This window comes from Caballeronia sp. dw_19 (genome assembly GCF_018449515.1).
GTDB lineage: Bacteria > Pseudomonadota > Gammaproteobacteria > Burkholderiales > Burkholderiaceae > Caballeronia.
This window is the reverse complement of the sequence record NZ_JAAVUQ010000002.1, coordinates 231,717-257,743: the sequence shown is the minus strand read 5'-3', so window position 1 is coordinate 257,743 and position 26,027 is coordinate 231,717. Positions and strand designations below refer to the sequence as shown.

General features: G+C 60.2%; 22 protein-coding genes. 11 read left to right on the top strand and 11 right to left on the bottom strand.

The window, feature by feature from the left end:
* The first annotated feature begins 131 nt into the window (after positions 1-131).
* The 6 genes from HB376_RS04005 to HB376_RS03980 all read left to right on the top strand — a co-directional run bounded on the left by HB376_RS04005 (position 132) and on the right by HB376_RS03980 (position 7,820).
* Positions 132-1,553, top strand: a complete 1,422-nt coding sequence (locus tag HB376_RS04005; protein ID WP_213762122.1) for an FAD-binding oxidoreductase — start codon at positions 132-134, stop codon at positions 1,551-1,553.
* A 55-nt stretch (positions 1,554-1,608) separates the two neighbouring features.
* Positions 1,609-2,586 carry a substrate-binding domain-containing protein gene (locus HB376_RS04000; RefSeq protein WP_213762121.1) on the top strand — a complete coding sequence of 326 codons (978 nt, stop codon included), beginning with the start codon at positions 1,609-1,611 and terminating at the stop codon, positions 2,584-2,586.
* A gap of 64 nt (positions 2,587-2,650) precedes the next feature.
* A complete protein-coding gene (locus HB376_RS03995) occupies positions 2,651-4,171 on the top strand; it encodes a sugar ABC transporter ATP-binding protein (RefSeq protein WP_218627158.1) in 1,521 nt (506 codons plus the stop codon).
* A 22-nt stretch (positions 4,172-4,193) separates the two neighbouring features.
* Entirely contained in the window at positions 4,194-5,192 is a 999-nt protein-coding gene (locus tag HB376_RS03990; RefSeq protein ID WP_213762120.1) for an ABC transporter permease, read from the top strand.
* A 92-nt stretch (positions 5,193-5,284) separates the two neighbouring features.
* Entirely contained in the window at positions 5,285-6,142 is an 858-nt protein-coding gene (locus HB376_RS03985; RefSeq protein ID WP_213762119.1) for an SIS domain-containing protein, read from the top strand.
* Positions 6,143-6,620: 478 nt separating this feature from the next.
* On the top strand, positions 6,621-7,820 hold the full coding sequence (locus HB376_RS03980) for a porin (protein WP_218627157.1): 1,200 nt from the start codon (positions 6,621-6,623) through the stop codon (positions 7,818-7,820).
* A gap of 98 nt (positions 7,821-7,918) precedes the next feature.
* Here HB376_RS03980 and HB376_RS03975 read toward each other — a convergent pair whose 3' ends face one another.
* From HB376_RS03975 to HB376_RS03960, 4 genes are read right to left on the bottom strand one after another with little or no spacing between them, the layout of a single operon-like run.
* Positions 7,919-8,689 (bottom strand): SDR family oxidoreductase, encoded by a 771-nt coding sequence (locus HB376_RS03975; RefSeq protein ID WP_213762118.1) that lies wholly within the window; start codon positions 8,687-8,689, stop codon positions 7,919-7,921.
* Between the two features lie 15 nt (positions 8,690-8,704).
* Complete coding sequence (locus HB376_RS03970; protein WP_213762117.1) at positions 8,705-9,796, bottom strand: glycerol dehydrogenase; 1,092 nt, start codon at positions 9,794-9,796, stop codon at positions 8,705-8,707.
* Positions 9,797-9,803: 7 nt separating this feature from the next.
* Positions 9,804-10,469, bottom strand: coding sequence for an HAD family phosphatase (locus HB376_RS03965; protein WP_213762116.1), 666 nt, complete (start codon positions 10,467-10,469; stop codon positions 9,804-9,806).
* Positions 10,466-11,971, bottom strand: coding sequence for an FGGY family carbohydrate kinase (locus HB376_RS03960; protein WP_213762115.1), 1,506 nt, complete (start codon positions 11,969-11,971; stop codon positions 10,466-10,468). The genes HB376_RS03965 and HB376_RS03960 overlap by 4 nt, the downstream gene beginning before the upstream one ends.
* Before the next feature lie 311 nt (positions 11,972-12,282).
* Between HB376_RS03960 and HB376_RS03955 the strand changes: the two genes are divergently transcribed.
* Positions 12,283-13,716, top strand: a complete 1,434-nt coding sequence (locus tag HB376_RS03955) for a PLP-dependent aminotransferase family protein (protein WP_213762114.1) — start codon at positions 12,283-12,285, stop codon at positions 13,714-13,716.
* Positions 13,717-14,783: 1,067 nt separating this feature from the next.
* Here the strand turns inward: HB376_RS03955 and HB376_RS03950 are convergent.
* The 6 genes from HB376_RS03950 to HB376_RS03925 are packed head-to-tail and all read right to left on the bottom strand — an operon-like array spanning position 14,784 to position 19,870.
* The gene (locus HB376_RS03950; protein WP_213762113.1) at positions 14,784-15,590 is read right to left on the bottom strand and encodes a c-type cytochrome; all 807 of its coding nucleotides are present in this window, start codon (positions 15,588-15,590) and stop codon (positions 14,784-14,786) included.
* The gene (locus HB376_RS03945; protein ID WP_213762112.1) at positions 15,587-17,215 is read right to left on the bottom strand and encodes a cbb3-type cytochrome c oxidase subunit I; all 1,629 of its coding nucleotides are present in this window, start codon (positions 17,213-17,215) and stop codon (positions 15,587-15,589) included. The genes HB376_RS03950 and HB376_RS03945 overlap by 4 nt, the downstream gene beginning before the upstream one ends.
* On the bottom strand, positions 17,205-17,774 hold the full coding sequence (locus HB376_RS03940) for a cytochrome C oxidase subunit II (protein WP_213762111.1): 570 nt from the start codon (positions 17,772-17,774) through the stop codon (positions 17,205-17,207). The genes HB376_RS03945 and HB376_RS03940 overlap by 11 nt, the downstream gene beginning before the upstream one ends.
* A complete protein-coding gene (locus tag HB376_RS03935) occupies positions 17,771-17,929 on the bottom strand; it encodes a hypothetical protein (RefSeq protein ID WP_089164460.1) in 159 nt (52 codons plus the stop codon). Before HB376_RS03935 ends, HB376_RS03940 begins: the two co-directional genes overlap by 4 nt.
* A 7-nt stretch (positions 17,930-17,936) precedes the next feature.
* The gene (locus tag HB376_RS03930) at positions 17,937-19,151 is read right to left on the bottom strand and encodes a c-type cytochrome (RefSeq protein WP_213762285.1); all 1,215 of its coding nucleotides are present in this window, start codon (positions 19,149-19,151) and stop codon (positions 17,937-17,939) included.
* A gap of 35 nt (positions 19,152-19,186) precedes the next feature.
* A complete protein-coding gene (locus HB376_RS03925) occupies positions 19,187-19,870 on the bottom strand; it encodes a c-type cytochrome (protein WP_213762284.1) in 684 nt (227 codons plus the stop codon).
* 489 nt (positions 19,871-20,359) lie between these two features.
* Here HB376_RS03925 and HB376_RS03920 point away from each other — a divergent pair, with 489 nt between their 5' ends.
* Positions 20,360-20,797: a carboxymuconolactone decarboxylase family protein gene (locus HB376_RS03920; protein ID WP_213762110.1), complete on the top strand. Its 438-nt coding sequence runs from the start codon at positions 20,360-20,362 to the stop codon at positions 20,795-20,797.
* Positions 20,798-20,950: 153 nt separating this feature from the next.
* Here the strand turns inward: HB376_RS03920 and HB376_RS03915 are convergent, their stop codons facing one another.
* Complete coding sequence (locus HB376_RS03915) at positions 20,951-21,277, bottom strand: DUF4148 domain-containing protein (RefSeq protein ID WP_213762109.1); 327 nt, start codon at positions 21,275-21,277, stop codon at positions 20,951-20,953.
* 675 nt (positions 21,278-21,952) lie between these two features.
* Between HB376_RS03915 and HB376_RS03910 the strand changes: the two genes are divergently transcribed.
* Genes HB376_RS03910 through HB376_RS03900 form a run of 3 tightly spaced genes read left to right on the top strand, consistent with a single transcriptional unit; the run spans position 21,953 to position 25,927 of the window.
* Complete coding sequence (locus HB376_RS03910) at positions 21,953-22,408, top strand: (2Fe-2S)-binding protein (protein WP_213762108.1); 456 nt, start codon at positions 21,953-21,955, stop codon at positions 22,406-22,408.
* A 1-nt stretch (position 22,409) separates the two neighbouring features.
* Complete coding sequence (locus HB376_RS03905) at positions 22,410-24,644, top strand: xanthine dehydrogenase family protein molybdopterin-binding subunit (protein WP_213762107.1); 2,235 nt, start codon at positions 22,410-22,412, stop codon at positions 24,642-24,644.
* A gap of 11 nt (positions 24,645-24,655) precedes the next feature.
* Complete coding sequence (locus HB376_RS03900; protein WP_213762106.1) at positions 24,656-25,927, top strand: cytochrome c; 1,272 nt, start codon at positions 24,656-24,658, stop codon at positions 25,925-25,927.
* Positions 25,928-26,027: the final 100 nt, after the last annotated feature.

Here is a 26,027-nt window from a genome sequence, read left to right as displayed (position 1 = left end):
GATAGCTATACTATCGTTCATGATGTGCAGACACAACGTTATCCCCGCTAACGTTGCGTCATACGCAAATTCGACCGCAAGGCAAGGCGGCGCTTCAAGAGCACCGCACGCCAACCCGCTGGAGAGATTCGATGCACGAACAACCGTCCCCTGAGCGCAACCCTTCCCAGCACGTTGTGAACGCGCTGCGCGAGGCGCTCGGAGCCGATGTAGTCAGCCTGCCGCACGAGTTCGCCGGAAGGAAGAATTCGGACTCGAGCCGCATGCCGTGCGAGGAGCCGCTTGCGTTGATCCGGCCGCGCAATACGGAACACGTTGCCACTGCGCTGCGGATCTGCCACGAGCACGGACAGGCGGTCGTCACGCAAGGCGGCTTGACGGGACTCGCCGGGGGCGCGACTTTCCTCGGCGGCGAAGTGGCGTTGAGCCTGGAACTGATGAACGGCATTGAAAGTATCGACGCAGTCAGCGCGTCCATGACCGTGCTGTCCGGCACGCCGCTGCAGATCGTCCAGGAAGCAGCGGACGCTGCGGGCTTCATGTTTCCACTCGATCTCGGTGCGCGCGGAAGCTGCACGATCGGCGGCAATCTCGCGACCAACGCGGGGGGCAATCGCGTGATCAAGTACGGGATGATGCGCGACCAGGTACTCGATATAGAAGCCGTGCTGGCGGATGGCAGCATCGTCGGCGGCTTGCGCAAGATGATCAAGAACAACACGGGGTATGACCTGCGCAACCTGTTGATCGGCAGCGAAGGAACGCTGGCCGTCATCACGCGCGCCGTGCTGCGCTTGCGGCCGAAGCCCCGCGCGGTATCCACGGCATGGTGCGGCCTGCCGAACTACGACGCCGTGACCACGTTGTTGCGGCGCGCGCAAGAAAGCCTGCCGGCGGGTGTCTCCGCATTCGAAGTCATGTGGCCGGGTTATTACGATTTCGTGCTGTCGCGCTTGCCCGAATTACGCGCGCCACTTGAAGGGAAACATGCCTTCTACGTGCTGCTGGAAAGCAGCGGCGCCGATCCCGAACGTCAGGCCGGTGCCTTCGAAGACTTCCTCTCGGGCATGCTCGAAGAAGGACTGCTTAGCGATGCCGCGCTGGCTTCATCCGAGTCGGATGCAGCTGCGTTCTGGGCCATTCGCGACGCGCCCGGCGAGTATCAGCGGCTGATTCCAGGCCGCGTTTCCTTCGATGTCAGCTTCTCGATCGCCGATGTGGGCGAAGCCGCCCGCCGATGCGAACAGCAGCTTCGCGAACACTGGCCCAACGCGACCATCCTGATCTATGGACATCTCGGCGACGGCAATCTGCATATCGTCGTTCAGGAACCCGACTGGCCGCGAGACACCGCGCCCAAGGTGCAAGCCGTGGTGTATGGCGTGACCGGCGAGATGGGCGGCTCGGTATCGGCGGAACACGGCATTGGCACGAAGAAGCTGAAGGTGCTGGCGTTGTCGCGTACCCCGGCCGAACTTGCAGCCATGCGCGCGATCAAGGCCGCCCTGGATCCGCTGAACATCCTCAATCCCGGAAAGTTGTTGCCGCACTGATTCAACAGTTCTTATGTTTTTTTAAAACCGCCAAACCCCAACAAAAGGAGGAGACATGACGCGGTTCGTGAAGCAGGTGATGTGTGGTGTAGCGCTGGCAGTGGCAAGCGTGGTTGCAACGGCCCCGGCGTTTGCTGCCGACAAGATGAAAGTAGGCATTTCCATGAAGGTGCTCAACGCGCCTTACTTCTCGGCTGCCATGGAGTCAGCCAAGGCACGTGCTACGGAACTCGGCGCTGACGTCATTACGGCCGACGCGCAGGGCAAGATGGGCAAGCAGATCTCGGACGTGGAAGACATGTTGACGCGTGGCATCAAGGTGCTGATCATCGACCCGGCCGATCCTAAAGGTCTCGTCAACTCCGTGAACGCAGCCACGGCCGCCGGCGTGAAAGTGGTCGTGATCGACAGTACGCTCGACCCCAAGGCCAACTACCTGACGCTCGTGCAATCGTCGAATCGCGAGAATGGTGCGCTGGTCGGCTCATGGGTCGTCGACACCATGGGCGACAAACCGCTGAAGATCGCGCTGATCTCCGGCGAGAAAGGCAATCCGGTCGGCAAGGAACGGCGTGACGGCGTGATCGACGGGATTGTCGAAGCGCAGCTCGCCAAGACCGGCAAGGTCAACATGCAGATCGTCGGCCAAGGCTGGGGCAACTGGTCGGATGAAGGCGGGTTGAAGGCCATGGAAGATTTGCTGGTCGCCAACAAGGACATCAACATGGTGCTCGGCGAAAACGACAGCATGGTCCTCGGCGCACGCCGTGCAATCGAAAGCGCGAACCGTACGGGCATTACGCTGGTTGCCGCCGCCGACGGCCAGAAGGAAGCGCTCAATCTGATCAAGCAGGGCAAGTACGGCGCGACCGCACTGAACGATCCGGCACTCGTCGCGCGTACGGCGGTGGACATCGGGATGAAAGCGGCGAAGGGTGAAGTGACCAACGTGCCGAAGATTTCGTACACACCGTCCGCTGTGATCAACCAGAGCAACGTCGACAAGTTCTACAACCCGAAGGCGATCTTCTAAAGACGCGCGGGTTCATGCAGGCGCACCGGCCCGGCCGGTGCGCCTGCATTCTGGAGACACCTTCATGATTCCATTCATCGCCCTTACCGGCGTCGACAAGCGCTTCGGCGGCATTCACGCCATTGAAGGCGTCGACTTCGATGTCCTTGGCGGCGAAGTCCATGCGCTCGTCGGCGAGAACGGCGCGGGCAAGTCGACGCTGATGCGCATTATCGGCGGCGGCCATCAACCCGATGCCGGTACGATCAAGGTCGAAGGGCAAGAGATATTCTTTCGCAATCCGCATGCGGCCATGGAAGAAGGCATTGCGGTGATTCATCAGGAAACGGCATTGGCGCCGGATCTGTCGGTGGCTGAAAACGTGTTCCTCGGCGCGTTGCCGGTCGTGATCGACTGGCGTTCGCTGCGCAGGCAAGCGCATGAATTGATCGCGAGCCTCGGCTTCGACATAGACCCTTCCGCGCTGGTCAGCGGCCTGTCCGCGGCGCAATGCCAGGTGATTGAGATTGCCAAGGCGCTCAGCCGGCAAGTGAAGCTGCTGGTGCTGGACGAACCCACCGCCGCCCTCGCGCCGTCGGATGCCAACAAACTGCTCGAGATCGTACGCGGGCTGCGCTCGCGCGGCGTGGGCATTGTTTATATTTCGCATCGGCTGGATGAGGTGTTCGCCATAGCGGACCGCATCACGGTGCTCAAGGACGGCAAGCGCGTGGACACCGTCAAGCCTGCGGATATCAGCATGGACGGACTCATTCGCAAGATGGTCGGCCGCCCGCTTTCAGTGCTGTTCCCGCAACGTCACGCGACGCTCGGCGACGAAGTGCTGAAGGTAACGGGCCTCGTACGCGGCCATGCTGTGCGCAATGTCTCGTTCACGCTGCGCGCCGGCGAGGTGGTCGGGCTTGGCGGCCTGATCGGCTCGGGCCGCACGGAAGTCGCCCGGCTGATCTTCGGCGCGGACACCCGCGATTCCGGCACCATTGAACTGAAGCAAAAGCTGCTGGCGATTCGCTCGCCAATGGCAGCGGTCAAGGCCGGCATCGGCTTCGTTCCTGAAGACCGTAAGGGCCAGGGCGCGGTTTTATCGATGCCCATCCGCGTCAACGCCACGCTCGCCGCGCTTAAATCCGTCAGCCTTCCGGGCGGTTTCCTCGCGTTCGGCCGCGAGCGTGCGTTCGTTCAAAAATTGATGGAACAACTACGCATCAAGGCCCGTTCGATGGACGCCGATGTCTCCACGCTATCAGGCGGCAACCAGCAAAAAGTCGTGCTCGCCAAGTGGTTTCATGCGGACGGCGACCTGATCATCCTCGACGAACCTACACGTGGTGTCGACGTGGGCGCCAAGGTGGAAATCTATACGCTGATCAACCAGCTCGCAGAACGCGGCAAGGCGGTGCTCGTGATCTCGTCCGAGCATCAGGAGTTGATGGGCTTGTGCGACCGTATTCTCGTGATGGGCGAAGGCGAGATTCGCGGCGAACTCCAACCCGCCGATTTCAGCGAAGAACAGATCCTCTCGCTCTCCTTGCAACGTGTGCCGAAGGAAGCGCCGGACGAAGCGCCCGCCGCGCTCACCCACTAAACCAGACACGGAGACTCGCATCATGAATCCCAGCGCCGTCACTCAGAAATCGCGTCAGGCGCAATCCGGCCACGCACACGCAAGACATTGGTGGTCAGTCGCCCGCCGCTTCAACACGGTGGCCATTTTGATCGTGCTTGTGATCGCCGCGTCGTTCGTATCGAGCGACTTCTTCTCGGCGGCTAACCTGTCCAACATCTCGCGTCAGGTCGCGGGCGTCGGCATCATGTCGGTGGGCATGCTGCTGGTTGTGCTGACCGGCGGCATCGACTTGTCGGTCGGCTCCATCGCGGCGCTGGGCAGCGTGGTTTCGGCCATGCTCATTCCCCAGTACGGCCTGAGCGTCGCCCTGCTCGTCACGCTGCTGGTCGGTGGTCTATGCGGCTTCGTATCGGGCGCGTTGATCGCGTGGTTCCGCCTCACGCCGTTTGTCGTCACGCTGGCCATGATGACCGTTGCGCGCGGTGTGGCCATGATCGTCTCCAATGGCTCGCCTATCCTCGTCGACGATCCAGGTCAGGCGCTGCTCGACTTCGGCCGTCATTCGTATTTCGGCATACCGGGCCCGACGCTCGTGATGCTGATCGTATTCGCGATCGGCGGGATTGCGCTGAACTGGCTTCGTGCAGGCCGCGTGGTCCGCGCGATCGGATCGAACGAGGAAGCCGTGCGGCTGTCGGGCGTGCCGGTCGCGCGCCATGTGCTCGGCACGTATGTCAGCTCGGGACTACTGGCGGCGCTTGCCGGCATCATCTCGACGTCGCGTGCAGGAGTGGGTGCACCGACGGTCGGCGTAGGCGACGAGCTGACCGTGATTGCCGCGGTCGTGATCGGCGGAGCGAGTCTGGCGGGCGGTAAAGGCGGCGCCGTGAATACGCTGATGGGCGTGCTGATCCTGGGGGTGATCGGCAACATCATGAACCTTGCCAGCGTGCCGGGTTACCATCAGCAAGTGGTGATGGGCGTGATCATCGTGGCGGCTGTCCTGTCGCAACGCGGTGCCCGTTTCTGGCGCCGCTAGCAGGGCGATCCGATACACTTGGCAACGTGGCCTCAGGCCTGCACGGGGCGCCGCTTGCGGCGCCCCGTTGACAATAAACGAAGGAACATCGAGTGCCCGATTACAACATCCTCGAACTGATCGACCGCGCGCGTCCGAACCTTCGCCGTGGCAGCCGGCAAGTGGCCGAGTACATCCTTGCAAACCTCGCTTCAATCTCCGACATCAACCTGGCCGAGCTAGCCCGCAACGCGCAGGTCAGCGAGCCGACCGTGCTGCGATTTTGCGCGACGCTAGGCTGCAGCGGTTTCAAGGACTTCAAGATCCGCATGGTGCAGAGCCTGGCGCTCGGCGCACCGGCCACGCACTCGGTGCTCGCCAAGGGCGACGATCCGGAGACCATCGCCACCAAGATCTTCGACTACACCATCACAAGCCTCGACTGGGCGCGCAAGAAGCTGGATTTCGCGGCTATCGGGCGGGCGGTGGATTTGCTGGCGAAAGCGCGGCGGATCGAATTCTTCGGCTTTGGCGCGTCGGGCATTGTCGCGCTGGACGCGCAGCAGAAGTTTCCGCTCTTCGGCGTGCCATGCGTCGCGCATCAGGATTCGCACCAGCAGTTCATTGCGGCTTCCATGCTCAAGCCGGGCGACGCGGTCGTGGCCATCTCGAACACCGGCTCTACCCGTTCGCTGATCGAGGTCGCGCGGACCGCCCGCGAACGCGGCGCAAGCGTCATTGTGATCACCGGATCGAATAGTCCGCTCGCGAGCTTCTCTGACGTCGCCGTAATAGCGGAGACGCTGGAAAATACAGATGTCTATACACCGACCACGTCGAGGCTAGCGGCGCTTGTCATTATCGATATCCTCTCGACCAGCGTCGCCCTGCGCAAAGGCGACGCTCATACGCTCGCCGTGCTCGACATGAAAAAGCGCCTGTCCGACATGCGCTCGACCGGCGTCATCTGATAAGCAATAACCCTCGCTACTCGTACACATCAGGAAGGCCGCCCCCGGCCTTTGCATATGGCGCCTGCCACGGGCTTAAGAGTCTGCTAAGACAGACAAGCCTGAATTCCCCTGAAATTGCCAGCTTTTCAATAACTTGTTGTTCAAATAATACGCATGCCGATTGAATGTTCCTTGTCGGCAAAAAGATAAATATCATTCACGAAAATGAAATCGGGCCAGACTATGGTTCGTCGAGCCAGACGTTCAGTACCCTTCGAAAAGCTTACAACTCGGTGGGTATAGGGCTTTTAGCCTATTTGTGATTCGGTCGGCCTCATGTCTGACGGTTTGGAATGCTAATTATTTCGGCTATATGAATTTTTGGCATGTTGGTTTAGAAAGCAACGGAATAACCAAACAATCAAACATCAGTGGGACTTTTCGACCCGTTCAAATAGGATGTCTCCTTCTTTTACAACAACTGAAGCACAACAAAATGAAAATTCAGAAAACCGCGGCTGCCATCTTTGCTATCGGAGCATTTGCTGGCGCTGCACACGCACAAAGCAGCGTGACCCTGTACGGCGTTGCCGACGGCGGCATTCTCTTTAACAACAACGTCAAGGGTGCGAAGCAATATGCGCTATCCAGCGCCAATTCATCGCGCTGGGGCTTGCTCGGCTCTGAAGATCTGGGCGGCGGCCTCAAGGCAATCTTCGACCTGGAAAACGGTTATACACTCGGCACCGGCGCGCTGAGCCAGGGCGGCCTGGAATTCGGCCGCAAGGCCTTCGTCGGTCTGTCGAGCAGCACGTACGGTACGCTGACGCTGGGCCGCCAGTACTCGGCAAGTAACGACGCCACGGCCACCTTTGCATCGGGTGCTGACTGGGCTGCATCCGGCCTCGGCTACGGTACGCGCGCAGGCGACGTCGATAACGTGGATACGTCGAACCGCATTCAGAACGCCCTCAAGTACACGAGCCCGAACTACCGTGGCGTGACGGTCGGCGTCTTGTACAGCCTGGGCGGCCAGGCCGGCCAGTTCTCGAGAAACGCGGTCACCGACGCAGCCGTGTCGTACGCAAACGGCCCGATCAAGCTGGGTGCAAGCTACAACTTCACCAAGGACCCGTACTTCTCGACGTTTGGCGACCAGGGCAACTCGTCGACGCCGACGTCGGCCGCGGGCGGCACCAACAACATGCCGAGCCGTATTTACGGCGGCTACGCGTCGGCAGGTTCGCAGCAGATCATCACCGCCGGCGGTTCGTACGCAGTGGGACCGGCAACGATCGCCCTGCTGTACTCGAACACCCAGTTCCAGAACCTGGGTTCACTCGGCAATCCTCCGGGCAGCTTCGGCACCAAGTACAACGGCGGCACCGCTACGTTCAATTCGGGCGAAGTGAACGTGAAGTACGCACTGACCCCGGCTCTGACGCTGGCCGGCGCGTACATCTACACGCATAACAGCGGCGCCGACGACGTGGGCAGCGCGAAGTACAACCAGTTCAACCTGGGCACCATCTACTCGCTGTCCAAGCGTACGACGCTTTACGCGATCGGCTTCTTCGAGACCGCTTCGGGTGTCGATTCGACGGGCAAACAGGCTGTTGCTGACTTCAGCGGCTCGTCCTTCTCGTCCAACAATCACCAGTTGGCAGCGATCGTCGGCATCACGCACAAGTTCTAAAATGATGGTTGGACGCTTCGGGCGGTACTCCTAAGCGTCTCTGGAAGCACACAGCCTTCTCTCTCCATTTTTCCGGAGAGAGAAGGCTTTTTTTCGCCTCATACCCCGCTTGCGTAGCCGCCGTCCACAGGCAAGGTCACGCCCGTGATGAACGCCGACGCCGGCGATGCCAGGAACACCGTCGCGCCAACCAGGTCATCCACTTCGCCCCAACGCTTGAGCGCGCTGCGCGCCGCTATCTTCTCCGCGCTGGCCGGTACTTCCCAGAGCGCGCGTGTCATGTCGGTCCGGTGGTAGCCCGGCGCAATCGCGTTTACCCGTACCCCTGCCGGGCCGAACGCGTGAGCCAGCGAACGCGTCAAGCCGAGAATGCCGGTCTTGCTCGCGCAATAAGCCGGTACATCCACGTCGGCGATATAACTCAGCATGGACGCCACGTTGACGATCGATCCACGCGCCTGCTCAAGTTTGTCACGAGCGGCCATCGCGAGGCGCATGACCGCCGTCAGGTTCACGTCGATCACTTCGCGAAAGACATCGTCACGATATTCATCGGCGGGACGCGCCACGCCAGCCGCGTTCACCAGCACATCGAGCACGCTCAGCGTAGCGACGAAACGCTTGATGGCGTCGTTATCGCGGACATCCAGTTGCTCGAAGCGAATGCCTTCGAGCGTGGCGTCCGCGCGCAACCCTTCGAGCTTGCCAGCCGAGCTGCCGGTTGCAATCACCTGTGCGCCCAACGCTGAAAAACCCCGCGCGATTGCAAGTCCAATGCCGCTGGTTGCGCCCGATACGAGGACCGTCTTGCCGTCGAAGAGGCCGGGACGGAACGCGGCTGTTTCCGCACCTTTGAGTTCGCCTGTCATGATGTTGTCTCGCTTTTAAATTTGGTTATCGGATCGTGCTGCGTATCGGTCCATCGCCTTCAACGCTGCGACCACCAATGGTGCATCGAGGGGATACGGCTCGTTGTGGATGATTTCTCCCGCCCGGCATGCACGCTTCGCCACGGTCTCAAGCGCCGCTTCGTCGCTGACGTCCACGTTGATCTGCGCGAGACGTGTGGGCAGGCCGACAGCACGGCAGAAACGAAACACGCGAGCCCGTTCGTCGTCAGGCACCGCCGATAAAAACAGCGACGCCAGCACGCCGATAGCGACCTTCTCGCCGTGCAGCAAGCCATGCGACGAAGGCAGGTCTGCGAGACCGTGATGAATGGCGTGCGCCGCGGCCACGCCACCCGACTCGAAGCCGATGCCCGAAAGCAGCACGGTCGCTTCCAGCGTAGCGTCGAAGTCCGGCGTGACGATCTGTGCGCGGCAATCATCCACCGCCTGCACGGCATGCGCGAACAAGGTATCGCGACATAACTTCGCTGCCTCGAAAGCCAGCGCCGTGCCGCGACCGCCACAAAGATTTTTTGCATAGGCGCGGCGGCACGCATCGGCTTCGTAGAAAGTAGCGAGCGCGTCCCCAATGCCTGCGATAAAAAAACGCACGGGCGCGCGCACGATCAGGCTGGTATCGAGCAGCACGAGATCCGGATTGCGACGGACAAAGCGGTCGCGCACCACCCGGCCCTCCTCGTCGTAGATCACGGCAAGCGCAGAACACGGCGCGTCCGATGCAGCAATGGTCGGTACGCACACGAACGGCAAACGCAGGTCGTCAGCGGCGGCGCGACCCGTATCGACCACCTTGCCACCGCCGAACGAGACCACGATGTCGGCCCCGCTCTCGCGAATCCACGCAGCCGCGGCGGAGACGGAGCGTTCGGTGCACGCGGCATCGACGCTACGCACGGCGAGCTTCACGCGTTCAGCCTTCGATAACGCGGGTTCAAGCAAAGCGGCAACGTTACTGTCGACGAGACACGCCGCGTGCGTGCCCAGGCGCGCGAGTTCCGCGTCGAGTGAATCGAGCGCGCCCGCGCCCTGGACGTATCGCGAGGGGAAGATGCTGGTTCGGAGCATGATGGGTTCAGGGAAAAGGAGTGAGTTGAACGCCGAGCGCATCGGCGAGTTCGTGTTCGGCGCGCACAATGCGCACGCCATCGGGAAACGTGCCGGCAGCGCTTTCATGCTCGGGCCACGCGAGCACCCGCATGCCGGCCGCGATAGCCGCGCGGGCGCCGGTCGGGCTGTCTTCCACCACGATCGCTTCCTCAGGAGTCACGCGCAGCAGCCACGCCGCGCGCTGATACGGCTCGGGGTCGGGCTTGCCGGCGCGTACGTCGTTAGCGCTGATGGAGATCAGTTGCGGATCCTGCAGGTCGAGCGCGCGGAGTCCCGCTTCAAGCAACATGCGCGATGAGTTCGACACAATTGCTTGCCGCGTTCCCGCTGCGTGCACGGCGTGATAGACACTGAGCGCGCCGGGTCGCGGCTGCATCTTCGGGGCTTCGGACAGATAGTGCCGCGCCCTTGCCATCGACCATTGGCCGTAGTCGAAATTGATTCCAAAACGTTCGCAGCAGTACGCGTGCACTTCGCGTCCTGTCTTGCCGAATATCGATGCATGCAGGTCGTCGCCCGCGTCTATTCCATGATGGGTCAACACGGCGACCAGTGTGCTCAGATGCAGCGCTTCACTGTCAGCGAGCGTGCCGTCCATGTCCCACAGGACAGCTTTGATTACTTGCGTCATGCATGAGCCTCGGCGAGACGATCCAGGTCGTCGTAGAACTGTTGCGAGCTCACATAGAGCCGCTCGAAGATCGGCATCATCCGATCGTAGGTGTCGCTTGCCCGCGGGTCCGGCAAGACCTCGCGTTCGAACTGAACGAAGGCCGCGACTGCATCGCCCAGACGCGCGAACTGGCCGTGTGCGGTCGCCGCAAGAATGGCGCAGCCGATCACACCGCATTCGAGTTGAGCCGGCACGAGGATCGGCGTGCGATACATGCTTGCCTTGATCTCCAGCCAGAGAGCAGCCTTGGCGCCGCCGCTTGCCGCGACCAGCCGCTCCATGTGCACGCCCGCTGATTCGATCACGCCAATGTGCCGCCGCACGCCGAACGCGACCCCTTCCAATACCGCGCGATGCAGATGCGCCGTGCCATGCTTGGCCGCGATACCGAAGAACTGGGCGCGCGAATTCGAATGTTCGCCGAGCCTTTCACCGCTCAGGTAAGGCAGGAAGAAGAGGCCCTCGGAACCGACGGGGGCATCGGCAGCTTTCTGTGCAACGGCCTCATAGCTCAGGGTATTTTCGTGGAATGCACGACGTGCCCAGCGCACTGCATCGCCACCCGAATCGAGCAGCATGAAGCGTCCCCAGAGCCCTTCCGCCGAGATCATGTTCGAGACTTCCGGGTGCAGCATGGGGGTGTCCGCGATCACCGTGATGATCGACGACGTGCCGGTGATATCCGAGCCGAGACCGGGTCCGTACACGCCGGAGCCCAGCATGGAAAGCGGATAGTCCGCGCCGCCCACAAGCACCGGCGTACCTTCGCGCAGGCCAGTTGCCTGAGCCGCTTCGGAGGTGACCGTGCCGAGTATTTCCTGCGGCGAGCGGATGGGCGGGAGCTTGCTGCCGTCGAGACCGAGTGTGTCGAGCATGGGCTGGGACCAGGAGCGTGTTTCAGGGTCCATCAGGAAGCTCGTGGAGGCGTCGCTCCAGTCCCAGGCGCGCTCGCCGGTCAGCCGGAAGTTGATGTAGTCCTTCGGCATGAACACCGTTGCCGCACGTTCGTATGCATCGGACTCGTTCTGCTTGAGCCATTGCAGTTTGAAGCCGGGCCATGCGGGTGTTGCCGGATTGGCCGTCAATGGCAGATACGATGCAGCGGCGTGGCTCGCGCGAAAGGCAGCCACTTGCGCAAGCGTGCGTTTGTCGTTCCAGAGCGGTGCGGTTTCGCGGGTGAGCTGACCGTCTGCGTCGATAAGAACCGTGCCGTGCATCTGGCCGCACGCGCAGATGGCCGCGATGTTTTCGGCGGCATGGGGCGTGCTGTTCAAGACCTCGCGGATGGCCCCGGCTACGCCTTGCCACCAGTCGGTCGGGCGCTGCTCGGACCAGCCGTAGCGCGGCACGATCTGCTCGTGTTCGCGCGCCGCAATGCTCACTATGACGCCATGCGAATTGACCAGGGCGGCGCGCGCGCTGCCAGTGCCAACGTCGATGGCAAGGTAATACGTCTCCATCACTCGAATCCTCAGGTACTGCCTGAACGAGCAAGCAAAAACTCGCTGAGCCGGCGTGCGGGTGATTGCGTCTAGGTTTTATTAACGTTATTTTGACTACGTTTTTTGATCGTGTCAATTATCGTGTCAATTGAACGATATCGCGGTTAAATGCGGGTTTTTGCCATATTCTGCCCATCCGAGGTGAATTCAGTTTAGCTCATATCGTTGTTTTTGCTAACTTTACAGCATGTTAGCGTGATACCGAAAACCGCTCGACTTACTGGTATGCCAAAATCCGCGAATCAACCCCAATCGAGGATACCGTTGCGATGGAAATCCACGTGACCATTCGCGGCCGCGACGACCTGAGCGGACAGATCTACCGGCAGTTGCGCAGCGGGATTGTCGAGGGAAGGTTGGCGGCGGGCGAACGCCTGCCCTCCACGCGTGATCTCGCCACGCAACTTGGCGTCTCGCGCAAGACCACGCTCGATGTCTTCGAACGTCTCACTATCGAAGGGTATCTTCGTTCGCGTCCCGGCGACGGCACGTTTGTGGCTGAGGGATTGATCCGCGTTCCAACGCATCCTGCCGACGCAATGAAGCATCAGGCAAGGACGCAAGCGATCTGGTCATCGATGCCCGTTCAGCTTTCGATGCCCAGGCACGACGTTCCTTACCCGTTTGATTTTTTAGGCGGCGTGACTGACAAGCGCCTGTTCCCCTTCGACACCTGGCGTCGCTGCATCAATCATGCAGTGCGATTGCAGGCACGCGGGCGTGGGCAATATCACGACCCCGCCGGCGAACAGGAATTGCGCCTCGCTGTGTCGCGTTATCTGGCGTTCAGCCGGGCCGTGGCAAGCAACTGGCAGGACGTGATTGTCACGCACGGTGCGCAGCAGGCAATCGATCTGATCGCACGTGTAGTGCTGCGTCCCGGCGATGTGGTCGCGGTTGAGGAACCGGGATATCCGCCCGCGCGTGCGGCGTTTGCAGCGGCCGGCGCCAAGATAATCGGCGTGGCTGTTGACGAGCAGGGTTTGATCGTCGAGCAATTGCCCAAGAAAGCACGGCTTGTCTATGTGACCCCGTCGCATCAGTTTCCACTCGGCATGCCGATGAGTCTTGAGCGTCGCGTGGCGTTACTTGAGTGGGCGCAGCGCCAGGGCGCGGTCATCATTGAGGATGACTACGATGGCGAGTTCCGCTTCGAGGGCCGGCCGATGGAACCGCTCAAGAGTCTTGATCGAGCGGGTCTGGCGGCTTATGTCGGCACGTTCTCAAAGACGATCTTTCCCGAGTTGCGGGTGGGGTATGTCGTGCCGCCGGCGTCGCTGAATGAAGCCATACAAAAAGCCAAGCAGATAAGCGACTGGCATACGTGCTCACTGACGCAAGCGGCGCTGGCTAAGTTCATGCTCGATGGCGACTTCGCCAAGCATCTGCGACGTATGCATAAGCACTATGAAGATCGTCGGAGAACGCTTGTTTCGTTTCTGCAAAATGAGCTTGCCGAGTGGTTTGAGCCACGGATTCCCGCAGCGGGAATTCATATGAGTGCGCGGTTGAAGGGATCGTTGAGGGAGAAGCAGCTGACCGGTGGCGCTCTCGATCCGTCTATTGGCTTGTATGGCATTTCGGGGTTCTACATGAATCGGCCAGCGCAGGAAGGGCTGATATTTGGCTATGGCGGGATTGAGTCGAACGACATCGATATTGCTATGAAGAAGCTCAGGGTGCGTTTGTCGAAGGTGATGTAGGGCGTCGTTGTTAATGGGGGGGTCTGGGGTTAGTGGTCGGGGTCTATGCCGGGGTGGTCGGTTCTGGCGGTAGTGGTCGGGGTTTATGCCGGGTTGCTGCTTTCGGTGTTAGTGGTCTGCAAGAGTTGGATTTTCTCTTTATCACTATTAGCCACTGTGCGTGGCGGCACGTCATTTCTTTGTCCAAAGCGACAAAGAAACGAAGCAAAGAAAACGCTTTTAAAACACGCTACCCTAAGTGTCCACAGCGTGCAGTTTCTATTCATAGGTGCCCCAAAAGCACGGTGCTCGCCAGAGCGAAGGATGTTTGAACCCCTCCTTCTCGCGAATCCTGACACGAACACGCTTCGCCCCGTACGCTCTCGGGCAAGCACCATTGCTAAGGAACCCTCACGGCCTTACGGGTATTTACGGCTGCGCTTCTTCGCGGGTTAGCTACCTGGTCTGTGTGCCCGTATTCATAGGTCATAGCTTCATGCGTGTTTGTGGTTACTGCTTCAGTTTTTGTGAATTGGCTGCGCGTTCTGTACCACTATCTTCGTCGGTAACGGCCGCCCGCATCTTTGCGGCCTCGTTTCTCGGTGGGTTAGCGACGTGGTTCGAGGTGCGCACATAGTTGGTGGTTGGTGTCCGCGGATAGCGCGGGGAGCCCCTTGGGCAGGTTCAATCACTGGTGGCGAAGCGTGTGGGTATCGGTGTTCGGAGAAAGAGGGGTTCACACATCCGTGGCTCTGGCGAGCACCGTGCTTTTGGGGCACCTATGAATAGAAACTGCACGCTGTGGACACTTAGGGTAGCGTGGTTGAAAGCGTTTTCTTTGCTTCGTTTCTTTGTCGCTTTGGACAAAGAAATGACGTGCCGCCACGCACAGTGGCTAATAGTGATAAAGAGAAAATCCGACTCTTGCACGCCACCACGGCCGAAAGCAGCAACCCGGCATCAACCCCGACCGCTAACCCTGGAACCTGGCACCCTGGCATTGACCCAGACCACTAACCCCGGAACCGACCACCCGAGCATAGGCCCCCCAGAAAACCCGTCCACCGGCGCGAGCAAAAAAACCAATCTCAGGGTTGCGCCCCAGCATAGTATGCCGCTGCTGCATCGATTTCCCCCGGCGTCATATTCCGCGCAACATTGCGCATCTGCTCGTTAATATCGTTATGACGTGTGTCGTTCGCGAACGCCTGCAACTGTGCCCGGGTGTACGCCGCCGGCATCCCCTCAAGCCACGGGCTCCCCGCCTTATGATCAATACCGCCATGACACGACGCGCAAGAAGCAATGTTTCGCATCGGCGCACCATTGGACACAATATCCGGCACGGCCACGACCGGCGCCGCATCGGAGCGAAGCGCCACCGGTCTCGGCAAATACGCGTAATAAGCGGAGAGATCGCGCATGTCCTGATCACTCAGGTTCGAGACCATGGGCGACATCACCGCATTACGGCGCGCGCCGGACTGAAAGTCGAGCAACTGCTTGTAGATCACAGAAGAATACTGTCCCGCAAGATTCGGCGAGTTGGCATCGCTCATGCCCCGTACACCGTGACACATGGTGCAACGCATGGACAAGGTCGCGCCGCGGCCAATCGACGTGCTGCTGGGCTCTCCCAGCAACTCCGGTGTCATGGCGACCGTGCTGGTTTGCACCAGCGGCACCGGCGTGGCCGACGAAGCGCGCAACCATTGTTGCGGCACGCCCGCCGCACTGCAGATAGCATTCCACACTCCCTGGAACGGCTGATCGCTTTGCGCCGAAGGCAACCATATGAAACCCACCGCCGCCGAGAATACGACCAGCGCGAGCATGCCGCCAACGCTAACCGTGAACCACCGGTTGCGTAACGAGAACAGGCGTTCTTCGCTCATCGCTGCGGCCCTCCAATCAGAATCGCGGGGACGGACGTATCGGAGCGGAACAACAGCGACGCGACCGGATAACCGTAGTTAAAGAGCGTCAGGCCGATCATCAGCGCAAGCCACAGGCCAAAGCTGTTCAACGCGACCGGAATGGTCTTCGATTCATGCACCGCCGTGCTGAACGTGTACTCTGGAACCACAGTGCGCGGTCCACGATGGTTGCGAATCAGCACGATGAAAAACATCACTGCCGAGACAACCAGGATCAAGCCGCCAATAGTCGAGATGATCACCGATACTGCCTGTGCAGCGATCTCCGGGTCGGTGTAATCGAAGAAGGCCATGCGCCGCGGCATGCCGAGAATGCCCGCGAAATGCCACGGGAACGTCAACACGATCATGCCGATGAACCACAGCCACAACTGCTGGCGCATCAGCTTCAAGTGCGTCATCGCGCGGCCAGTGAGATGCGGCCAGAGATCATAGGCGATCGCGAAATACATGATGACGATCGCCCCGCCGAAGATCAGATGGAAGTGACCGGTGACCCATTGCGTATTGTGAATGGTCGAGTCGAGCTGGTAGCTCATGTTGATGATGCCACCCGCCCCGCCAAAGCCAAGCATCACGAACGAAAATGCGAGCGCAAGCATCAACGGATTTTCCCAGGGCAACGCCTTGATCCAGCCAAAACTGCCACGGCCGCCGCGCAAACGCGCCGCTATTTCAACCGATGCGCAGATGGTGAACACCGTCAGCATGGTCGGTACCGCGACCAGCGCCGTGAATACCGAATGCATGAACTTGAAACCCGAACCCACTTGCGGATCGGCGAACAGATGGTGGATGCCGATCGGCATCGACACCACCAGGAACAGGATGAACGAGACGCGCGCCATCGAATCGCTGTACAAACGGCCGCCGATCGCGCGCGGCAGGATCGTGTAATACGCTATGTAAGCGGGCATCAGCCAGAAGTAGACGATCGCGTGAAGCGACCACGAGAAGAACACGCGGGCCAGGCCGGCGTCGATCGTCGTCTTGAAGCCAAGCGCCACAGGCAGGATCTGGAACAGGATCTCGATAGCCGCACCGACCGCTGTCCAGCCCCATAAATAGGCCCCGGCCAGGGTGGCGAACATGGCCAGAGGGACCGGCACGCCCTTATGCTCGCGCTTCCACACGGCAAGGTTGATCGACATCAGCGCGACCCAGATCCACGAACCGACCACCACCAGCACGATGCCGATGTAGTAGAACGCGTTGCCGATCATCGGCGGATAGAAGGTGTAGAGGACCGAGGCGAGGCCCATGGCGACGGGGACCATCGCGGTGACCGTACCCACGGCCACTAGGATGAAACCGGCCCACGCCCAGCGCGCTCCGACCAGCGGCTTCTTCAACGCCAGTTCGGTGACCGCGTAACCAAAACCCATTGCGATCAACGTGGGAAACACGTAGGCCATGGCCGAGCCATGCGCCGTGACCGAGCGATAGTAGAGTTCCGGATTCTTCAGCCACGGATGCAACGGGCTGCGCACCCACATTTGCCACGCGCCGAGCAGCAACGCGCCGCCGAAGCTGATGAAACCAAGCCAGAAATGCGCGAGAACGAGTCGCTTGCTATTTAACACAGCTGAGTCTCCGCGAACCGTTAGCGTTTGCCATCTTGAGGAAAGCCGTTTTATCGATCACCTTCACGTGAGCCCACATGCCCTGATGTCCCGTGCCGCAGAACTCATGGCATGGCATCAGATGCTCGCCGGGTTGAGTGAAGGTACTCTTGAAGGTGGAGATATAACCAGGCTCGAGCATCGAATTGATATTCGTGTTCGTAATCAGGAATCCATGTATGACGTCCGCGCTGGTGGCGCGAAAAGTGATGGGCGTATCAGTTGGAATCAGCAGGCATTGCGGCGTGAACGAGTACTGCTGCGCGACAATTCGCACAGTGACCGAGCCATCCGCTTCAACCGCGCTGCCCAGGTTGCTTTCAATGAATTCGCCGCTTACATTGAGCGTTTCAGGCCGCACGGTCTCCACTCTGGATGGCGGCATCATGGCCCAATGCAGGCCGGTGAAAATCGTCATGGCGACCAGCACGCAGAGGATGATGACGACAAGAAGCGCCCACTTGCGCTCGATGCGCGCGGCAACGTCGGCAGACGCATGCGACGGGTGTTCAGTGCTCATTGGATAACGCCGCGGGGTAAGAAGACCAGGAAATAAAACGCAAACCACAAGCCGATCACAATGGCCGTTGCAGCGCCAGCCAAAGCAATGGCGCCGTGCGGGCCGTCTCGCACGATCTCATCGACGGCGGCATCTTCTTTCTCGGAATCAGTCATGACGTCCTCAATAAAGTGGGGCTGAGCGCAACGTGTTGACTTCCTTGACGCTCACCGGTGTGCCGTGATTTCCCCAGGCCGTGCGGATATAGGTAACGACCGCCGCGACCTCGACATCGGAAAGCGACTGGGCGAACGGCGGCATGCCGTAGGGCATTGGGTTCTTCTTCGTGCCCGGCGCATATCCACCGTTCAGCACCATGCGAATCGGATTCACCGATGACGTCATCTGGATCGACTGATTGTTCGCCAGAGGCGGGAAATGCGGCAGCCTGCCCTGCCCTTGCGACGCATGGCACAGCGCGCATTGGGCGTCGTAGATCTTTTTCCCCAGCGGCGAAAGGCTGGTCTGTTGTTCCGCGACCGCGGCGGTTGGAGGCACGGGCTTTTCGCCCGCACGCGCCGGCAGCGTCTTCAGATAGACAGCCACCGCGCGAATGTCCTGATCCGTCAGATACTGGAAGCTGTCATACACGACCTCGGCCATGGGCCCATACACTGCCCCACGATTCGACACGCCCGACTGCAGCAGGTCCGATATGTCCTCGATGCTCCAGTCGCCCAGCCCCGCTTCCTTATTCGATGTCAGCGAAGGCGCATACCAGTTCTGCACCGGGATCAACCCGCCTTCGAAACGCTTGGAGGGTGAATTGCCGCCCAGTGCATTGATCGCGGTATGGCACATCGTGCAATGGCCAAGCCCTTCGACCAGATAAGCGCCGCGATTCCATTCCACCGATTGCGTGGTATCCGGCTGGTATTCGCCGGGCTTCATGTACAGCATGCGCCATCCGTACAGCAATGAGCGCTGGTTGAACGGAAACCGCAATTCATGCGCACGATTAGGCTGATGAATGGGCGGCGTGGACAACAGGTACGCGTATATCGCGTCGGAGTCGTCCCGCGTGACCTTGGTGTAGGAAGCAAACGGCATGGCCGGATAAAGCAGCTCGCCGTCGCGCGCCTTGCCGGTATGCATCATGGTGTAGAACTCAGCCGAGGTCCACTTGCCAATACCGGTCTCTTTGTCCGATGAAATGTTCGGCGTATAGAGCGTGCCGAACGGCGTTTCCATCGCGCGTCCACCACCGAATAGTTTGCCGGAGGGTACTGTATGGCACGCAATGCAATCACCGGCGCGAGCGAGATACTCACCGCGAGCAATCACAGTGGGATCGGCGGCTCGTGCATTCAACGTCACGACGCAAGCGCAAACAAGCATTAGGGCACGGAAACTGAACACGTCTATTTCCTCGCCTATTGATTAGGAACAGTGCCGCAAGCGAGCGGCATCTTGAGTGACCCTGCCGCCGCAGGCGCCGGATTTTCCGGAGCGGGCAACGAAGCCAGATACGCCGCTATAGCCGTGATGTCCCGGTCGGCTAGTTTCGTGGCGACGTCATGCATGCAATCGGGAGCGAGCGTGGTGCGCGTGCCGTAACGCCATGCGCCCAACTGCGCGCTGATGTAGTCGGAGTGCAGGCCCAGCAAGCCCGGAATGGCCGGCTCCATGCCGGTGAGTGCTGCACCGTGACACGCAACGCATGCGGGAATCTTGCGTGACGCAGCACCGCTATTTACCAGGGTCTTGCCTAGCGCCAGCGTCGCGGTATCGGCAGTCACAGGCGCAGGCGCGGGAAATGGCGGATGCTCGGCGGCGAAGTACTCCGCAATTTTCATCAGGTACGGGTCGGGAAGATAGGCCAACAAATAATTCATTGGCGGGTACTTGCGACGACCGTCTCTAAAGGCGAGCAATTGGTTGTAAAGATAACCGGCAGGCTTGCCTGAGAGCCGGGGGTAATAGTCGTTGCTCGTGCCTTCACCCTGCGCGCCATGGCACGCCGCACAACCAAGCACGCGCGCCTGCATGGTGTCGGGCGCCTTCTCGGCCGGCGCCTCGCCAGCGGCGAATGCATGCAGGCTGGAACTTGCGAGCAGCACTAGTGTTAAGACGACGCTGCGTATGCCCACCGTTGTATCCCTCGATCGGGTTTTTGTGTCTGCAGTATTTCGCTACAGCTAATTTTTTATAACCACGCGACTGCTCTGGTAGGTGAGCTTAAAGCACTTAAGCCAATTTGCCGAGCGCTAAGATTCACATGATTTCACGCATTATTAATCATTATTGAGATGATTCAACATGTCGAAATAGTGAGCTTGAACGTTCAATGATCCACATCAAGGAACCCGCACTATTTCGCGGGTTCCGGCTTTTTCTTTAAGCGTTTTGCTAGGGCGCGGATGGCTGGCTGATGGACAAGCCCGCCTCCTGCTCTCGGCTGGCCCGCATAAGGCAACTAAGTCTGGAGGCTTTGACGCTGGTTACCTGAAATTAGGCGAAATCGGCTATTTATAAGGTCCAGTCAACCGTCTAACCTTACTCATGCCGCGCTGCATCGCGCATCATTTAAATCAAAGGAGCCACCCATGCAAACTCGTCTGGATTTCTACAAAGCCAAGCCATCCGCCATCAAGACTCTGGTTGCAGTGGAAGAGTACATCGGTAAGTCATCGCTGGAAAAGTCGCTGGCGGAACTGGTCCGCCTGCGTGCATCGCAGATCAATGGCTGTGCATTCTGTGTCGACATGCACACGACCGATGCCCGCAAGGGCGGTGAGACGGAGCGCCGGCTGGCTGCCGTGGTGGTATGGCGTGAGACGCCGTTCTTCACGGACCGCGAACGCGCGGCGCTGGAATGGACCGAAGCGCTCACGCTGGTCTCGAACGACCATGTGCCCGATGCCGTCTGGGAAGCCGTGCAGCCGCATTTCACTGAAGAAGAAATCGTGGACCTGACGCTGGTGGTGTCGCAGATCAACAGTTGGAACCGCTTTGCGATCGCGTTCCGCAAGATGCCGGTCTGATCAAACCAGCATGGCGCAGACGATGAAGCGTTCTGCGCCGTGCTTCCCACGCTGAATCATGCATGGCTTGCCGGCGTGGTCAGGTATAGGCCATTTCTTCCCGGCAATGGCGCTTGGCATTCACGCGACAGCCAACAGCCCGCCGCACCCTGTTCACGATCCTGCATAGATATTGCAGAAGCTGACAGGACCGACACAGGTTTCAGGACTTTGCGTGCCATTCAGTGTGGCACGCGGCGCACTCGCGTTCGAGCCAGCGGCTACACCGCCATACGCGCTCGTATCTTTCCGTTGATTCGCGGCCTGGTCCTGAAACACTGGGCTGATATCCGGATACGATGCATTCGACACGTACTCCGAACCATTTTGCTCTGCTTCCACCAGTTGCTGTCGCACTTCGGAACGGGTCAGTCCTTGCGCGAAAGCGCTCGAGGAAACGAGGACGGCGGCGGACAAGGTAAGCCAAGCAAGTTTCTTCATTTTCGACTCCAGTGTTTAACGGGTTGGTACAAGGGCTAACCCATTTCCCCCCAGACTTATTCCTGAACCGTCAAAAATAAATAGACGCATGCCTGCACGACACCGCTGGCACTTAAGACAAACATAGCGGCACCAACAAAAAAGCCGGAGCATTAACTCCGGCGGCCGCATAAATTGCTTCGAGCAAAACGAGAACGCTTGGAGCGCTTGCCTCTGAACCGGCGCGCCCGGCTTGCCCGACACTTGCGACGCAATCACCGGAGATCGCCGTTTGTCGGCGGCATGACCGGTACCCGGCACGACTATCTGACGGATCTGCCCGATCGCGTTGACGATCGCCGAACCAGCCGGGTTCATCATGAACAACTCAAGCGATTCCAACGCAACGGCGGCAATGGAGACCGCAGCGGCAGCCATGCAGCGAGCACGCGGAACCGTAATGAAATTGGAAGGTATAGCGATTCATCTCGAAGAACTGCCGTGAAAGACATCAATGCCTGCACCGCCCCCTTCCGCAACTATTTATTCCGCGATCTTTTCTCAGCCGGTACAAGACGGCATCGGTCAGGCGCAGCTAAGGGTTATAGGCAATTCAGCACGAATCGTCGTAATCTTGTATAAGGTTTGCGATTAAGAAGGACTATAAAAATCCCCCCACGACAACTGGAGTTGCAGATGACGACCCTTTCCATAAACGGCGAATCTCACACCATCGACGCCCCGCCAGACATGCCGCTTCTCTGGGTGTTGCGCGACCTGGTCGGTCTCACGGGCACCAAATTCGGCTGCGGTATCGCGCAATGCGGCGCGTGCACCGTGCATCTCGACGGTCAGGCAGTGCGCTCCTGCGTGCTGCCCATCGCAGCCGTAGGCGAGCGCAAGGTCACGACCATCGAAGCCGTCAGCACCACGCCCGCAGGCAAGAAAGTGCAGGACGCATGGCTCGCGCTCGATGTTGTGCAGTGCGGGTACTGTCAGTCGGGTCAGGTGATGTCGGCCGCGTCGCTGATCGCCTCGAACCCCAACCCCTCGGACGCCGATATCGACGCTGCAATGGCGGGCAACATCTGCCGCTGCGGTACGTACAACCGTATCCGTGCCGCGGTCAAGCACGCCGCCAAGGGGGCGTGACATGTCGCGAGGATTACTCGAAGCACAGAACCGCCGCGCACCCGACGGCCTGAATCGGCGCACGTTTTTAAAGCTGGGAATATCAGTCGGCGCAGCCGTTGGCGGCGGTTTGATGCTGGGTTTCAGCCTGCCCGCGGCAAGCCAGGGCGAAGCACCCTCGGGCAAGTCGGTGATCGGCGGCGACGGCAATGAAGCGCCGCAAGGCGGTGTATTCGAACCCAACGCGTTTGTTCAGATCGACGCAACGGGCAAGGTGACGCTAGTGATTCCCAAGGTCGAGATGGGCCAGGGAATCTATACGTCCATCCCCATGCTGATCGCGGAAGAACTGGAAGTGCCGCTGGATAGCGTGGTGATCGATCACGCACCGCCTAACGAAAAGCTCTTCATGGACCCGCTGCTGGGCGGCCAGTTGACCGGTGGATCGACATCGATCCGCTATGCCTGGGAGCCCATGCGAAAGGCCGGGGCAACCGCCCGCGTGATGCTCATTTCCGCGGCGGCGCAGCAATGGCAGGTCGACCCGGCGTCGTGCCACGCGGAGAAAGGCGAAGTGGTGCATGCCGCGAGCAATCGCCGTATCGGTTACGGACAACTCGTCGATGCCGCCGCAAAACTGCCCGCGCCGCAGAACGTGCCGCTCAAAGACCCGAAGGATTTCAAGCTGATCGGGACCGCTGCCAAGCGTCTCGACTCTCCCGAAAAGGTGAACGGTACGGCCATGTTCGGGCTCGATGTCCGCGTGCCCGGTATGGTCTATGCCGCCATCGTGAATAGCCCGGTATTCGGCGGGTCGCTTGCCTCCGTCGACGACACGAACGCGAAGAAGATCCCCGGCGTTCGCCAGGTGATCCGGCTCGACAACGGCGTGGCCGTGATCGGCGACCATACGTGGGCAGCCAAGCGCGGCGCGGCAGCGCTCGATATCACATGGAACGAAGGCCGCGGCGCGGACTTTTCCACGGCCAAGGTAGTCCAGCAACTCGCCGATGCATCGAAGCGCGATGGTGCCGTGGCGCGCAAGGATGGCGACGTCAAGAAAGGCTTCAATGATGCCAAGACGCGCGTTGACGCCGTGTACCAGCAACCCTTCCTCGCGCACGCCACCATGGAGCCGGTGAACTGCACCGTGTCCGTACGTAGCGATGGCTGCGATATCTGGGTCGGCACGCAAGTCCCCACGCGTGCGGTCGATACGGCCGTGAAGATCACCGGCCTCACCGCCGACAAGATCACCGTGCACAACCACTTGCTCGGCGGCGGCTTCGGACGCCGGCTGGAAACCGATTTCATCGGCCAGGCGCTGAAGGTCGGCAAGCAGGTCGGCACGCCAGTGAAGGTCACGTGGACGCGCGAGGAGGATGTCCAGCACGACATGTATCGCCCGTATTACTACGACGTCATCTCCGCCGGCCTCGATGCGAATGGCAAGCCGGTCGCGTGGCAACATCGCATAGTGGGGTCGTCCGTGATGGCCCGATTCGCTCCGCCGGCATTCAAGAACGGCCTTGATCCGGATGCAGTGGAAGTTTCGGCCGACCTTCCCTACGACCTCCCGAACCAGTTCATCGACTATGTGCGCCAGGAACCCATGGACGTGCCTACCGCGTTCTGGCGCGGCGTGGGACCGACCCGTGGCACCTTCGTGGTCGAGAGCTTCATGGACGAACTGGCCGCGCAAGCGAAAGTCGATCCGGTGAAATATCGCCACGACCTGCTTGGCAAGACACCCCGCGCGCAGAACGTGCTCGACGTCGCCGCCCGTGAAGCCGGCTGGGGCAACACGCCTCCGAAGGGTCAGGGGCGCGGGGTATCGGTGATGCACGCGTTCGGCAGCTTCTTCGGCATGGTGGTGGATGTGACCGTGAACGGCGACGGCGAAGTGGCCGTGAATCGCGTGGTCTGCGCGGTGGATTGCGGCGTGGTGGTCAACCCGAACACCATCGAGGCGCAGATCCAGGGAGGCATTATCTTCGGCATCACGGCAGCGCTTTATAGCGAGATCACGATCAAGGACGGCCGCGTCGAACAATCCAACTTCACGGATTACCGGATGCTGCGGATTGATCAGACGCCGCCTATCGAGGTGCATATCGTGAAGAGCGGTGAGGCGCCCGGAGGCATCGGCGAACCGGGTACAGCAGCACTCGCGCCCGCGCTGACCAACGCGATTTTTGCCGCTACCGGCAAGCGCTTGCGGCAGTTGCCCGTCGGCCGTCAACTGCAAAGCGCATGAGGGCACACATAATGATCAAACATCTTGTTGCCTCTGTTGCGCTCACGCTCAGCCTGCCCCTGCTGGCACATGCTGCTGCGAACGACGACCCGCTGGTTACGCGTGGCGCCTATCTCGCGAAGGTGGGCGATTGCGTGGCCTGTCATTCCGCGCCCAAGGGCAAGCCGTTCGCCGGCGGCCTGCCGATGACCACACCCATGGGCAAGATCTACACGACCAACATCACGCCCGACCCCGATACAGGTATTGGTAAATGGAGCGAGGAAGACTTCGAAAAAGCGTTGCGCCAGGGCGTGGCGAAGGACGGTCACAACCTCTATCCGGCAATGCCCTATACATCCTATGTAAAGGTCCGCGACGACGACGTGAAGGCGCTCTATGCGTACTTCATGAAGGGGGTTGCACCGGTGAACCAGGCGAACCGACCATCCGATATTCCGTTCCCGCTGAACATGCGCTGGCCGCTCAAGTTCTGGAACATGGTGTTCCTCGACAAAGGTGTTTATCGCGACAAGGACGGTAAGGATGTAGCGTGGAATCGCGGTGCCTACCTGATCCAGGGCCTGGGCCATTGCAGCGCATGCCACACGCCTCGCGGTATTGCGTTCCAGGAAAAAGCTCTCGATGAAAGCGGCAACGCGTGGCTCACGGGCGGTGTGCTCGACGGCTGGTTTGCGTCCAACCTGACGGGCGAGCAGAACGTCGGACTGGGCCGCTGGTCGGATGCTGACCTGACCACATTCCTGAAGACCGGAGCGAACGCGCACGCGTCGGCGTTCGGGTCCATGACGGATGTGATCAACCACAGTACACAGGGTATGAACGATCAGGATCTGGCGGCCATGTCGGCGTATCTGAAGTCGTTGCCGGCGGCGGGGGGGACAAACGCACCGGCCTATGCCTATGATCCGAAAGCTACCGCGTCGCTGCTTCAACATCCGGCCAATGACGCGGGCGCAAAGGTGTATACCGCGTACTGCATGCATTGCCACGGTGTGGATGGCCGTGCGTTCGCACCACTGCTCGCGCCGTTGGCGGGCAATCCGAACGTGATGGAGAAGGACGCGTCGTCGTTGATCAACGTCACGCTGAACGGTACCCACGACCTCGTGATACAGGGCATTCCCGCCGCGTACCCAATGCCTAAGTACGCGCCGGTGCTCAATGATCAGCAGATCGCCGACGTGCTCACGTTCATTCGCGCTGGATGGAACAACGGTGCGCCCGCGGTCGGGGCGGCTGATGTTGCCAAGCTGCGCAAGAGCACACAGGCATCGCAGTAAGTCTGTATTGGTCTTGGCAAAAGCGGCGGCGGATTTTCAAGTCCGCCGCCGCTGTGCGCAAACTCACGGTAAGGAAGGCGTTCGCGATCATAATGACATT

Excerpts from the sequence above, each read along its gene's own strand:
- HB376_RS04005 (WP_213762122.1), top strand. The coding sequence starts at position 132 with ATGCACGAACAACCGTCCCCTGAGCGCAACCCTTCCCAGCACGTTGTG.
- HB376_RS04000 (WP_213762121.1), top strand. The coding sequence starts at position 1,609 with ATGACGCGGTTCGTGAAGCAGGTGATGTGTGGTGTAGCGCTGGCAGTG.
- HB376_RS03995 (WP_218627158.1), top strand. The coding sequence starts at position 2,651 with ATGATTCCATTCATCGCCCTTACCGGCGTCGACAAGCGCTTCGGCGGC.
- HB376_RS03990 (WP_213762120.1), top strand. The coding sequence starts at position 4,194 with ATGAATCCCAGCGCCGTCACTCAGAAATCGCGTCAGGCGCAATCCGGC.
- HB376_RS03980 (WP_218627157.1), top strand. The coding sequence starts at position 6,621 with ATGAAAATTCAGAAAACCGCGGCTGCCATCTTTGCTATCGGAGCATTT.
- HB376_RS03975 (WP_213762118.1), bottom strand. The coding sequence starts at position 8,689 with ATGACAGGCGAACTCAAAGGTGCGGAAACAGCCGCGTTCCGTCCCGGC.
- HB376_RS03970 (WP_213762117.1), bottom strand. The coding sequence starts at position 9,796 with ATGCTCCGAACCAGCATCTTCCCCTCGCGATACGTCCAGGGCGCGGGC.
- HB376_RS03965 (WP_213762116.1), bottom strand. The coding sequence starts at position 10,469 with ATGACGCAAGTAATCAAAGCTGTCCTGTGGGACATGGACGGCACGCTC.
- HB376_RS03960 (WP_213762115.1), bottom strand. The coding sequence starts at position 11,971 with ATGGAGACGTATTACCTTGCCATCGACGTTGGCACTGGCAGCGCGCGC.
- HB376_RS03955 (WP_213762114.1), top strand. The coding sequence starts at position 12,283 with ATGGAAATCCACGTGACCATTCGCGGCCGCGACGACCTGAGCGGACAG.
- HB376_RS03950 (WP_213762113.1), bottom strand. The coding sequence starts at position 15,590 with ATGAGCGAAGAACGCCTGTTCTCGTTACGCAACCGGTGGTTCACGGTT.
- HB376_RS03940 (WP_213762111.1), bottom strand. The coding sequence starts at position 17,774 with ATGAGCACTGAACACCCGTCGCATGCGTCTGCCGACGTTGCCGCGCGC.
- HB376_RS03935 (WP_089164460.1), bottom strand. The coding sequence starts at position 17,929 with ATGACTGATTCCGAGAAAGAAGATGCCGCCGTCGATGAGATCGTGCGA.
- HB376_RS03930 (WP_213762285.1), bottom strand. The coding sequence starts at position 19,151 with ATGCTTGTTTGCGCTTGCGTCGTGACGTTGAATGCACGAGCCGCCGAT.
- HB376_RS03920 (WP_213762110.1), top strand. The coding sequence starts at position 20,360 with ATGCAAACTCGTCTGGATTTCTACAAAGCCAAGCCATCCGCCATCAAG.
- HB376_RS03915 (WP_213762109.1), bottom strand. The coding sequence starts at position 21,277 with ATGAAGAAACTTGCTTGGCTTACCTTGTCCGCCGCCGTCCTCGTTTCC.
- HB376_RS03910 (WP_213762108.1), top strand. The coding sequence starts at position 21,953 with ATGACGACCCTTTCCATAAACGGCGAATCTCACACCATCGACGCCCCG.
- HB376_RS03905 (WP_213762107.1), top strand. The coding sequence starts at position 22,410 with ATGTCGCGAGGATTACTCGAAGCACAGAACCGCCGCGCACCCGACGGC.
- HB376_RS03900 (WP_213762106.1), top strand. The coding sequence starts at position 24,656 with ATGATCAAACATCTTGTTGCCTCTGTTGCGCTCACGCTCAGCCTGCCC.